The organism is Pseudonocardia sp. ZF1 (genome assembly GCF_056835605.1).
Genome location: NZ_JAJNBY010000001.1, coordinates 4,373,899 through 4,385,751, shown reverse-complemented (window position 1 = coordinate 4,385,751; position 11,853 = coordinate 4,373,899). Strand labels below are relative to the sequence as shown.

General features: G+C 61.2%; 8 protein-coding genes and 1 pseudogene. 5 read left to right on the top strand and 4 right to left on the bottom strand.

The features are described 5' to 3' along the window. The first annotated feature begins 144 nt into the window (after positions 1–144). The 4 genes and pseudogenes from ZF1_RS21120 to ZF1_RS21105 form a co-directional block, all read left to right on the top strand. On the top strand, positions 145–1,035 hold the full coding sequence (locus tag ZF1_RS21120; RefSeq protein ID WP_482638165.1) for a glycosyltransferase family 4 protein: 891 nt from the start codon (positions 145–147) through the stop codon (positions 1,033–1,035). Positions 1,036–2,250: 1,215 nt separating this feature from the next. Continuing rightward, a complete protein-coding gene (locus tag ZF1_RS21115; protein ID WP_482638164.1) occupies positions 2,251–3,726 on the top strand; it encodes an O-antigen polymerase in 1,476 nt (491 codons plus the stop codon). Between the two features lie 271 nt (positions 3,727–3,997). Further along, on the top strand, positions 3,998–4,834 hold the full coding sequence (locus tag ZF1_RS21110; RefSeq protein WP_482638163.1) for a glycosyltransferase: 837 nt from the start codon (positions 3,998–4,000) through the stop codon (positions 4,832–4,834). Positions 4,835–5,634: 800 nt separating this feature from the next. Then, positions 5,635–5,722 (top strand): annotated as a pseudogene (locus ZF1_RS21105) (IS5/IS1182 family transposase); the annotation flags it as partial. A gap of 586 nt (positions 5,723–6,308) precedes the next feature. Here the strand turns inward: ZF1_RS21105 and gmd are convergent. The 4 genes from gmd to ZF1_RS21085 form a co-directional block, all read right to left on the bottom strand. Then, positions 6,309–7,349, bottom strand: a complete 1,041-nt coding sequence (gene gmd / locus ZF1_RS21100) for a GDP-mannose 4,6-dehydratase (protein WP_482638162.1) — start codon at positions 7,347–7,349, stop codon at positions 6,309–6,311. A gap of 243 nt (positions 7,350–7,592) precedes the next feature. Continuing rightward, positions 7,593–8,831 carry a glycosyltransferase gene (locus tag ZF1_RS21095; protein WP_482638161.1) on the bottom strand — a complete coding sequence of 413 codons (1,239 nt, stop codon included), beginning with the start codon at positions 8,829–8,831 and terminating at the stop codon, positions 7,593–7,595. 116 nt (positions 8,832–8,947) lie between these two features. Continuing rightward, positions 8,948–9,511 carry an LbetaH domain-containing protein gene (locus tag ZF1_RS21090; protein WP_482638160.1) on the bottom strand — a complete coding sequence of 188 codons (564 nt, stop codon included), beginning with the start codon at positions 9,509–9,511 and terminating at the stop codon, positions 8,948–8,950. An 80-nt stretch (positions 9,512–9,591) separates the two neighbouring features. Next, positions 9,592–10,542: a GDP-L-fucose synthase family protein gene (locus ZF1_RS21085; RefSeq protein ID WP_482638159.1), complete on the bottom strand. Its 951-nt coding sequence runs from the start codon at positions 10,540–10,542 to the stop codon at positions 9,592–9,594. Between the two features lie 344 nt (positions 10,543–10,886). On the opposite strand from ZF1_RS21085, the gene ZF1_RS21080 reads away from it, so the two are divergent. Continuing rightward, on the top strand, positions 10,887–11,753 hold the full coding sequence (locus ZF1_RS21080) for a hypothetical protein (protein ID WP_482638158.1): 867 nt from the start codon (positions 10,887–10,889) through the stop codon (positions 11,751–11,753). Positions 11,754–11,853: the final 100 nt, after the last annotated feature.

Below are 11,853 nucleotides of genomic sequence, written 5' to 3'. Positions count from 1 at the left end.
GTACTGCCTTTAGCTACGCGGGTGCCAACGCAAGAAATAGATCGTAGTGGCGTCCAGTATAAGAGCCTGGGGGCAATGGATTTAGTCCATCCGATATTCGCTCGAGCTGGTGTCAAGCTTCCACCTACCATCAGTCGGTTTGCGATGAGACAGATGGCAAAAAGAGTTGCAAAAGAGAAGCCGATTGATCTCTTTATGTTCGTTGAGGGACTTGGAAGCCGTCTCCTTCGTAGCAGCGGCGGCGAGTACCGATTCTCAATTTGTGAGCGCAGAAACTTTCATCATGAGGTGTTCGAACAGGATATAGAGTGCTTCCTGGGCTTCCCTTTTAAGCGAGTGAAGAATCGACTCAGAGATACTCTAGATTTCGAGTACGAGAGGTCGGATAGAATTGTTGTCTATAGCTCAGTAGCTCGAGAATCGTTTATATCCCGAGGATTCAGTAGCGATAGAATCCAAGTACTTCCACTCGCCTCAACGATTCCGAAAGAGGTCGACTACAGTATCGTTCGAAAGAACCGATCGGTGATCTATGTCGGGCGTGGCGATGCGTTCAAGGGACTAGATCTAGCTGTTGCTGCTACTAAGTTGACAGCGCCTCGTACTCGGCTAGTTGTTGCGGGTGCCGCTCCACAGGATGTTCGGGAGTGGCTCCTCAAGTTCGATCACGTAGACTATGTGGGGATCCTTGATCCTGAATCGATCGATCGACTTTACCGCACCAGTTCATTGTTGCTTAGCCCTTCAATCGAGTCGTATGGGCTTGCAGTTCTTGAGGCCTCGATGCGAGGTGTTCGAGTATTGTGTCGAGAAACAACAGGAGTTGCTGAGTTCCTTGATACATCTCAGTGTGAAGTTGTATCTGGCCGCGATCCAGAAGTTTGGGCCGACAGGATCGAAGCAGTCTTGGGCCAAGAGGGCACAGATCAAGATCAATATATACGTCGCAAAGGCACGTTGGAGGCTCGCAAGTTAAGTCACAGTAATGTTGTCGAGTTATACACCAAGTTCTTCTCTGCATTGAGTTTGACTTGAGCTTCCTCGACAGATTCTCTAAGCATGGGTCAAAAGTCGCAGCGCTGGCGACTCAAAGCTTCGTTATGTCTGCAAACTTAGCCGCAGGAGTAATACTCGCACGGGCGACGGTGATCGAAGTTCGTGGAGCACTTGCGGTGCTGAACGTAGTTTCTAGCTTGGTTGGTCTCGTGGGAGTGCTAGGTGCAGGTGAGCGTATTCTGAAACGAGGTCGTCAAGCGTCAGTGTCCAACGGTGCGCTGATACTGATTGCGTCGACTGCAACAGTTTTGGCACTTCTGGCCAGTGCTCTAATGTATGTAATTCTCGATCTATCGCTGCTCTCAGCAAGCTTGTTCACTGCAGTATGCATTGGATCTTCCTCTAATGTTGTTCTCTTGGCCCTCTTGTTCAGTTGGCGTGGGTTAACGTCAGTAAGTCTTGCCGGGTTGATTCTACCGTCAGTTACTCTGCTGGGGCTAGCTTTCTCATCTCGAATGTCGGCCAATACGATTGGTATCGATGCAGTCCTAGTCGTCTGGCTGCTGTCGGAGTTGACTGTACTCAGCTGCTGCATAACTGTTTTAAATAGGGTGTCCAAGGGTTCGGTAGATCGGCAGACGCGGGAAAACCGTGTGGGGCCTAGAGAGGTTCTGACGAGCGGTAGTAGACACGCGTTGTCACAAGTCGGGATGGCATTCTCTGATCGAGGTGTGACATTCATATCAACATTCGGTGGGCTAGCTGCAACGGCCACTACGAGTATTAGTCAGAGCGCTGGATCTCCGATTTCTCTCCCAGTGCAAGCATTTACTCCGGCTCTTCTCAGTCGAAAAAGAGAATCATCAAGTTTCAAGAATCCATACACCATCCTTACTGCAGCATTGGTGCTAGCTATCGGGCTAGTTTCTCTTCCAGTGATGCCGGTGCTGATCGAAAGTGTTTTCGGACGCCAGTATGCCGAGTTGGCAACGATGGGGTCGTTAGTCTCAATCTTTGGCATCCTGACAGGCCTCTGGAAGTTGGTCCATTTGGTCTTACGGGCGAACGGGTATCCCACTTATGCTCTAGTGTCAAATTTTTCTGCTATCGCGGCGTGTCTGCTGTGGGTTCCGCTAGCGGCAGCTTGGAATCCAACTGGCATAGTCATACTGCTGCTGATTTACTCCGGCGCGGGGTTCACTTCGAGTGTTCTTCTGCTCGCTTATTCTGACGTTAGAAGAGGAGGCGGGCACGATGAAGTACGTGAATGAACCGAGAATCAGAGTTAGCTTGGCTATTGGCTTGCTCTGTACAACTGTGGGTTTCGCATGGTATATCGTCTTGAAGTACGCTGAGAACTTGTTGACCGTAGGAGCGGCAGCAACTGTCAACTCCGTCTTAGCTTCAACAGCTTTTTTAGTGCTGAAACTTCGTTTTCAGCGGGACTTCTGGTTCCATCCTGGCACCTGGTTTTGCGCAGCCTGGTCGATTATTTTCGTCGGTCGCCCATGGAGTGACGCTATAAGTGGCGATTTGAGCTACCACCAAGGATTATTTATCGGGGCAACTTATGCTCAAGCATTGTACTTAGGCGCAGTGGGACTCGTTGCGTTTCTGATCCCAGTACTGCTGGCCAGGTTGCCCGCAATCTCGCAATCGTTCATTGGCTACTCGCGAATGAACGATCCAGATGCGCAAGTCCTGAACCGTCGGGTGCTAGTGCTCACGGCGGTTGTAATGGCGCTCTACAGTACATTCATTGCTCAGGTAGGTGGCCTATCGAGCTTCTTGATCTTTTTCGAGGGACGATCCCAAACGACAGCTGATGCGTTACGCAACAGCAGCGGATATCTGTACACGGCTCCTCTATGGCTAGCCGGCCCAGGTATCTATATGTACGTTCGAGGTACGGTGGTCACGTCAAAGCGAATGAAGTATGGCGGTCTATTAATCGCAGCTCTCTCGCAAACTATTGCTATTGTTTCCGGAAATAGAAGTTTTTTTGTTCCGGTCCTATTGAGCTTCTTAATTGCTCGTTGGCTGCTCAAAAACTCTGGACCAAAGCTTCGGTATACGTTGCCGTTGATCCCGCTCTTTGTAGGTCTTGTGATAATTCTGCCGCAAGAGTACCGGTCAAATACAGACGATCGAGGCAGTCTGAGCGACGCTGCGGCTACGGCAACCGACGATCCGCTTGCGACTGTATGGCAAGGTGACGACACAGCTATGGCGCGGAACTTAGCTCTACAGATTGCAGGCACGTCGAACGTGCTAGATTATGGTTTTGGCGATAGCTATCTCTCGATTGTAACGCGACCGATTCCACGACAGTTCTTTGGCGATGTTCCCAAGCCTCGTTCAGGGGACGAAATCATTAACGAAGCAATTATTGTCAACCAGACGGGTTTGCAGACTGGATACTCTTACTCGATTGTGAGTGAGCCATTGTACAATTTCGGACTTATGGGTGTGATTCTTCAGCTCAGCTTAATGGGTTTCGTGAGTTCGCAATGTTATTGTTGGTATAAACGTCAGCAGGGTTCTGTCAGATCGCTTGCCATATATGCCGCGTCACTTCCGATGCTTGCCGTTTTCGTGCGTGGCGGGATAAGTGTCGATTTCGAAAGACTTCTGTTTACTGTAGTGCCATTGCTTCTGATTTCTTCTAAATATCGCGGGTATTCGGGGCTTTTTTTCAGAGATCGCGCTCCTTCTCTAGAGATGAGGTAAACAAGTGATCCGTCGCGGTTCTGTGTTGGTGACTCAGCCGTACTTCCCTGGGTATCGAATTGCCCTGTTCGAGCATGTTCAACGGCTACTAAGGGAGAGTTCTGTTGAAGTAGACTTTGTCTATGGCGCGGAAGGCTTAGCAGTAGGGGGCAGGAGGGGCGACGCTAGGCTTCCAAACTGGGCAAGATGCGTTCCTGAGTGCGTCATGACCATAAAAGGTAGATCGATCTACTTTCGACGAGATTTGCTGGAGAGAGACTACGATCTAGTCTTGACAGAGCTTGCCGCTGGTAACGGAAACGCTTGGATGAGCAAGTTTTCTGGCGTTCCTTATATTCTGTTGGGTCACGGCATGGGGTACACAGATCTGGAAGGCCCACTTTCGAAGAGGCTTGAAGGGGTTCTATGTTCGAGTGCTCGACATGTTCTAACGTACGTTGAGTCAGGCAGAGTAGAAGTCCTTCGCCGATCTACTCTCGACGAGTCGCAAGTTACGGCGTTCGGAAATACAGTGGACACTTCACAGATCTTATCGCGGGCGCAGCATGGTCCTGAGTTGGCTGAGCAGGTAAGACGACGCCTCGGAATCCCACACAACGCCAAGTGTGCCGTGGTGCTTGGAGCGCTTGAGTCGTATAAGAATATTGACCTGATAGTGTCTGCAGCGCGGCGAGTGTTTGAACGCCGACCAGATGCTTGGCTTATTGTTGCGGGCTCAGGTGACGAAATCCAGAAAATTCGTCTCCTGGAGGCTGATTCTGCAAAGGTTACAGTTCTTGGTCATATGAGCCGCGACGAGATCCCTGAGCTCGTTGGACTTTCGAGTGTCCTCATCAATCCAGGGAGAATAGGACTAGTGGCAGTTGATGCTATTGCTTTACGTATGAGAGTTCTAACTTGTGTCGGCGCTAGGCATGCCCCCGAGGCTGAGTATTTGATCGCGGGACGGGACATGTTCGAGGCCGCTGACGATGTCGAAAGTTTCAGTGAGGCCTGGCTTCGATTGCTTGAGATGCCCTCGCTGCCGGAAGATAATTCACGAGTCCCGCTTCTGAGCGATGCTGCCCGGATCATCTCGGAAAGCGTTCTAAGGTCATTGGATAAATAGATGATGAGCTAGTTCGGCTTATGAGTGCAAGAGAGATGCTTCTATTATCGTTTGCCAATCTGGCTATGAGCTGGCGATCATGAGGGTCGGAACTGTGGCGATCAGGGGGCGTGGTTCGGGCTGGAGCGCATCTTGCGGAGGATCTTCCAGGGCTTGATGGCGAGCGTGCGTGGCGTTGACGGCTCTCTGTGTTGCGGACAAGGGCCGAAAGCGGTCGATGTCGGGGTCGGGCGCAGCCGCCGTTCTGGGGCCGCGAAGGCTGGTCCGGCGCGCTGGTGAGCGGTGTCCGCCGCCCAGATTCGGTGCTCGCTCTGGGCGTCGATGATGCCGTGCTCGCGGGCAGCGCCATGTCGTGCCCGTCCCGAATAGCGGCAAGGAGATCCGCACCACCCAGCGCGCCTCTAACTTGCACAGCTCGTGAGTGAGGGGCTGCCCAAGGGCCGGTCGACTCCAGACCTGTGAGGACGTGCTCCTCGCTGAAAGGATCGACACTGAGCGCTGCGCCACCGTCGCACCGTGATGGCGGAGCCGGTAGCACCGGCCCACGCCCGGCCGCCAGGCGTTGCTGGTACTGGCCCTGCTGAACAAGGGCGAGACCTACACCGCACTGGCCAACGAGTTCGGGATCGGTACCACCAGGATTCCAGCTACGTCCGCGACAGCGGTTCGATCAACGCCCACTGCTCATCGCTGGTGTCCGAGGGATACCGCCGCTGACGCCGAGCCACCCGTCCACGATGGACCAGAGCGCGGCCCGCGCGGCGCAGACACGCCGACCCTTCTCAAACACGGTCTTAGTCGGTCGGCTGGTTTGGGCGTCACCCGCACTGCCTGGGGCCCGTCACGACGTGGGGGTTGCCCGGAAACACGGCCTGATCGACTGCCTCAACCATGTCGAGGCTCGGGTCATCGCCGACACTATCGGGGCGGCGGGCTGGCCATCCGGATCCCCCAAGGCCGTCGCCGGCTCGACCCGACACCGGCCGCTACCGCCGACTCTTGGCCGGGCAGAAGACCGTCAACGCCGCCCACGCCCGCCAGCGTAGCCCTGGGGAACGCGCGAATGCTCAGCTCAAGGTCTGGACAGCCCTGCACCGGATCCGGTGCAGCCCACAGCAGGCGACCGCGCTCGTCGCCGCTGTCACCGCCTGATCCAGAGCGGGTGACATCAAGTGAATAAGGCGCTCACTCCTACAGCAACCGCTCACGCGATCTGACCATCTACCCCCGACGCGTCAACCAGACCCCGGGCAGTCCCCCACCGTGGCCGCTGCGGTGATTTACGGCCCCGCAAGATCCTCGGCTGGCGCACGCCCGCTGAAGCCTTCGCCGAGCGCTTACGACCACCGGCATAGCCGGTGTTCATCGACCGGTTGAGTTGCTCCAGCTCCGATCACGCTCTTACCAGCGGGTCTTGCGCGAAGCTCAGCTCCGCGTGTCCAGGCAGCCGGCGAGGTGAAGGCGGGCGTCCCTACTAAGCATCGGCACTCCTCACCAGAGACTTGCCGACCTTCTCCATCTCCAGCTCAGCGTCCACCATGATGGTGGCCAGCTCGGGTGGGAGGACCTTGGCCTTCCAGCCTAGGATCCCCTCGGCCTTGCTCGCGTCGCCGATCAGGGCGTCGACCTCAGTGGGGCGCAGGTATGTCTCGTCGAACCGGACGTAGTCCTCCCAGCTGAGGTTCACGTGGTCGAAGCAGAACCGGGCGAAGTCCCGCACTGTGTAGGCGGTTCCGGTAGCGAGCACGTAGTCGGTCGGTTCGTCGGCCTGAAGCATCCGCCACATGCCTTCGACGTACTCCGGCGCGTAGCCCCAGTCGCGGACGGCGTCGAGGTTGCCGAGGTAAACGTCCTTATCGATGCCCATCGCGATGCGGGCGGCGGCGCGGGCGATCTTGCGGGTCACAAAGGTCTCGCCGCGGCGGGGGGACTCGTGGTTGAACAGGATCCCGTTGACGGCGTAAAGGCCGTGGCCTTCCCGGTAGTTGCGGGCGATCCAGTAGCCGTAGAGCTTCGCGGCGCCGTAGGGCGAACGTGGGTAGAAGAGAGTGTCCTCGTTCTGGGGTGGGGGAGTCGCTCCGAACATCTCCGAGGAACTGGCCTGGTAGAAGCGGCAGTCGACCCCGACCATCCGGATTGCCTCGAGCAGACGGGTGGTGCCGACCCCGGTGGTGTTGCCGGTGTACTCGGGCTCGTCGAACGAGACGCGCACGTGGGACTGGGCGCCGAGGTGGTAGACCTCGTCGGGGTGGATCCTCTCGATCAGCGTCACCAGCCGGGAGGCGTCGGTGAGGTCGCCGTAGTGCAGGAACAGTCGCGCCTCAGGGTCGTGCGGGTCCTGGTAGAGGTGGTCGATCCGACCGGTGTTGAACGTCGAGGCGCGGCGGATGAGGCCGTGGACCTGGTATCCCTTCGACAGCAGCAGCTCTGCCAGGTATGAGCCGTCCTGTCCGGTGATACCGGTGATGAGAGCCCGCTTGGTGCGGGCATTCGGGGCGTTCGACGCCTCGGTCATCAGTCTTCCCCCCAGGGAGCGGTGTCGTGCGGCCTTCCGGTGCGTCGTCGCAGGACGGGCCGATCGGTGCCGGAACGATAGCGTGTCGCGAAGTCGCTGCCGAGTCTGCGAGCGGCGTAGCTTCGGTCCGGTTCACAAGCGGTGTCGCGTGGCGCGCTCATGTCGTTACCGTGTGCCGGTGCGTTTCGTCGTCGGGGCCGGTCGATGGCAGGACGGTCGAACGTCTCAATCCAGCCGTTCTTCTCAAGACTGCTTGGAACAGTGGCGCGCGGCCAGACCTTCGACCCAGTTCACGTACTCGGCGAGTGCCGTCGTCGAGGAACACATCTCGTCCGCGTAGCCGGGGCCGCGGCCGCCGGCCGCTCGGCCGGCGTCACCGGCCATGCGCGCGATGCCGTCCAGCAGTTGGGTGGGTGCATCGGGTTCGACGACGACCCCGGCACCCGAAGCGCGTACCTCTCTGGCGGCCGGGCTGTCGGTGAAGGTGGCGGCGACGACCGGGCGCCCGGTCGCGAAGTACGAGGTCAGCTTGCTCGGTACGCACATCTCGCGGACCGTGCCCCGCTCGTTGAGCAGCAGCACATCGGCAGCGGCGAGTGCAGTGACGAACTCGCCCTCGGGCAGCGGGTCGACGAACCGGATCCGACTGCATCCGGCAGCGGACGCCTGCAGGTGTGACCGCTGGTTGCCGTCGCCGAGGAGCACGAACTCGACGGGAAGGTCGTGACTCTCGGCATGCCGTGCCGCGGCGATCACGTTCTCCAGCCCCTGCTTGGCCCCCATGTTCCCGGCGTGCAGCGCCACGGTCCGGTTCGTGGGCCAGTCGAGGCGGTCGCGCAGGACGGCGGTGTCGCCCGCCGCACCGGGCCGGATGTGGGTCCAGTTGCGGATGATCGTCGTGCGGTCGGCAGGGATCCCGTAGCGTTCCAGCGTCGGCCGGAACGCCTCGTGCACGGCGACGACGCCGTCGGCCCGGGACAGCAACGTCCGTTCCAGCCGTGCGACAGCGCCTCCGGCGCGCCCGCCGAGAACGCCGGCTTCCGCTACCGCCGATCCGTAGAGGTCCTGCACGATCACGCCGAGAGCGGGCCGGCGTCGACGCCCGACGCGGTGGCGAATGGCTGCGGCCACCGTCAGCAGCGCGGGGCTGACCGCCAGCACGACGTCCGGATCCCGGTGACCGACCGCGGCAGCGGCGGCGGCGAACCGGGCCTCCATCAGAATCCGCCCGGCTCCCGTCGGATCGGCCGGGACGGGATGGCGGAGCCGGGTCACCCGCACCGCTCCGTCCTTTTCCTCATGTCGGCGGGACTGTCCGTACCCGTCGTGGATGGTCCACTGCGGATAGTGGGGGAGCCCGGTGACCACATGGACGGAGTGTCCGGCTTCGGCGAGAGCACGTGCGGTGTCGCGTGTGTATGGAGCGATCCCGGTGTGTTCCGGAGCGTAGTTGAGTCCGAGCACGAGGATGTCGAGGCTCATCGGGAACTCCTTGAAGAGGTCCGGTACGGCAGGACGGGCTTCGACCGCTCGGCCGTGTCCCGCCCGCGTCGGATCCGGTGGCAGACGGCCGGGGTGGTCGTGCCGAGCATCAATGCTCAGGCGGATCGGACGATGGTGGACGGGTCCACGGAGCCACCGACGACGGCGCCCGCAGTCACGATGGCGTTGTCGCCCACCGTGCACCCCGCGAGGACGGTCGCCCGGGTGCAGATCCATGCGCCCGCCCCGATCCGGATGGGCGCATTGGTGTGCTCGAACGCCGGATCCCTGCGGTCATGGGACCCGGTGCACAGCATCGCCTCCTGACTGATGCAGGCGTTCGGCCCGATGACGACGTCCTCGAGGTTGAGCAGCCACGCGCCGTGCCCGATCCAGGCAGGCCCGTCGATGCGCACCCGCCAGGGCAGGTGGATGCGGACGTCCTGCCGGATCACGACTCCTGCTCCGACCGTCGCGCCGAACAGCCGCAGCACCGACGGGCGGAGCCTCGCCGGAAACCACCACTTCTGGAACACCAGGTGGCTGACAACATGCCACAGAACGAGCCAGGCGATGGGGCGCTTCTTGTCGTAGCGGCGACCGGTATGGGCGGTGAGGTCCAGCGCAGGCGTCGTCACGATCGTGCTTTCGTCGTGCCGTGGCGAGCCGTTACCGAGCACGGACGGCGTATCAGCCCATTGTTGCCTGGATCTGAGAATCGAGACCAGCGGGCGTCACACGACCCTGTGGGAGTCGGCGTTCATCCGGCTAGCCGCGCCTCTGCATGGTGCTCGACGAACCAGCGGTAGGTCTGCTCGATCCCTTCGCGCAGACCGATCGCCGGCTCCCAGCCGAGCGCGGTGATGCGGCTGGTGTCGAGCAGCTTGCGGGGGGTGCCGTCGGGCTTGGTGGTGTCCTGCGCGATCTCGCCGGTATAGCCGGTGACCTCGGCGACGATGCCGGCGAGTTCGCGGATGGTGATGTCGGTGCCGACGCCGACGTTGATGGTCTGCGGGTCGTCGTAGTGGTCGAGCAGGTGGATCACGGCGCGGCCGAGGTCGTCGGCGTGGAGGAACTCGCGACGCGGGGTGCCGGTGCCCCACAGCACGACCTCGCGGGCGCCGCTCTGCACAGCCTCGTGGAAGCGGCGGATCAGCGCGGGCAGGACGTGGCTGTGGTCGGGGTGGAAGTTGTCACCGGGGCCGTAGAGGTTGGTGGGCATGGCGGAGATCCAGGGCAGCCCGTCCTGGCGGCGGACGGACTGGACGGCCATGATGCCGGCGATCTTGGCGACGGCGTAGGCGTCGTTGGTGGGTTCGAGGGCGCCGGTGAGCAGGGAGTCCTCGCGGATGGGCTGCTCGGCGAACTTGGGGTAGATGCAGGAGGAGCCCAGGAACAGCAGGCGCCCGACGCCGGCGGCGCGGGCGGCGTCGGTGACGTTGGTCTGGATCTGGAGGTTCTCCGACAGGAAGTCGGCGGGGTAGGTGTTGTTGGCGACGATGCCGCCGACCTTGGCCGCGGCGAGGACGAGGGCGTCGGGGCGCTGCTCGAGCAGGTGGTCGAACACGGCGGTGCGGTCGCGCAGGTCGACCTCGCTGCTGGTGGCGCCGACGACGTCGGTGAACCCGGCGGCCTCGGCGGCGCGCACGACCGCGGAGCCGGCCAGCCCCCTGCGGCCTGCGACGTACAGGCGTGCGGTGCGGTCGAGCATGGCGTGGGTCCTCCGAGAGCTGTGCGTGCCCGATGTCGCCGGGCCCTGTCGGTGTGGTCGATCGTGCCACCCGGCGCGTTTCGCGGCGTGGGGTATCCGATGGGCGACCGGGTTCGGTATGCAGAGTGTCGCCGGTGGCCCCTACCCGGTCGATCGCCGTCCGCAACGCCGACGATCATCAGAAGTGGCTATCGTCGTAACGACCGGGAGTGAGATCACGGTTCCCTCCGTGAGATCGACCGCTCGCGGAGGATGATGTGACCCCACCCGATCCCGGGGAAGACGAGCCCTGCGATGGCGTTCCTGAATCGCCGGATCGCAGGGACGATTCGGACCGGGCGGACGTGGAGCCGACCGACGAGCGGCCACCGCCGGGGCCGGTAGGTCCGCCGAGTCCGGTTCCACCACCGGACGAGTGGTGGAACTCGGTCCGTTGGTGGACCGAGAGCCGGGTCGGTATCGCGGGGCTCGTTGTGACCGTCCTAGGCCTGGTGGTAGCTGTGCTCGGTGTCGTGGTCGCGGTCCTGGCGTATCGGAACGATCTCGACGATGCGGGGAAGCGTGGGACGCCGGATCCGCCGCCGAGTACCACGGCGACCGCGAGCCCGGAGCCGACGACGTCGCCACCGGGGAGTCGGCTCTTCGACGACATGGCGGGCCCGGACATCGACACGGCGAAGTGGCAGATCGACGACCCCTCCGGCTACTTCTCTATCGCCGACGGAGCACTCCAGGCGCAGGTGAATCGGACCTCGTCCGAGCAGGCTGCCGGAACCCTCACCGCCACCTCGGTCGTCGGAGCCAACGGTGTCGCATTCGACGTGCGTGTGATCGACGGATCCGGCCCGAGCGAGGGCGGCCTCTACGTCATCCTGATCGGGCAGAACGGTGAGCAGCGGCGGGTGGTGTTCGGCCCCGACAGCAGGCCGGCCGGTCCGCTCGGGTTCGCAGTCGAGAGCTGCCCTACTCCGCGGTGCGACCGCGAGGTCGACTATGCCGGCGACGGGCCGCTGGATGTGGGCCGCACCTACACGGTCACGATGACCGCAGAGCCCTACGCCGTCGTCGTCGACGTGCAGGGGGCGAAGCCGCCAGTGCGGATCGCCCCCATGACCGCGATCCGTGAGGTCCGCCTCTACGCATCCACCAACGTCGGAGCGGCCTTCACCGTGCAGGTCGACAACGTGCGGTTCCTCGACGAGTCGGGGTGACCGCCGGCGGGTCCGGTCATCTGCGGACGTACCGGGCGCCGAGGCCCGGCAGCACCGACGTCGCGGCGTCAGGTCAGATCGCTGCGCCGGCACCTGCTCC

Excerpts from the sequence above, each read along its gene's own strand:
- ZF1_RS21120 (WP_482638165.1), top strand. The coding sequence starts at position 145 with ATGAGACAGATGGCAAAAAGAGTTGCAAAAGAGAAGCCGATTGATCTC.
- ZF1_RS21115 (WP_482638164.1), top strand. The coding sequence starts at position 2,251 with ATGAAGTACGTGAATGAACCGAGAATCAGAGTTAGCTTGGCTATTGGC.
- gmd (WP_482638162.1), bottom strand. The coding sequence starts at position 7,349 with ATGACCGAGGCGTCGAACGCCCCGAATGCCCGCACCAAGCGGGCTCTC.
- ZF1_RS21095 (WP_482638161.1), bottom strand. The coding sequence starts at position 8,831 with ATGAGCCTCGACATCCTCGTGCTCGGACTCAACTACGCTCCGGAACAC.
- ZF1_RS21085 (WP_482638159.1), bottom strand. The coding sequence starts at position 10,542 with ATGCTCGACCGCACCGCACGCCTGTACGTCGCAGGCCGCAGGGGGCTG.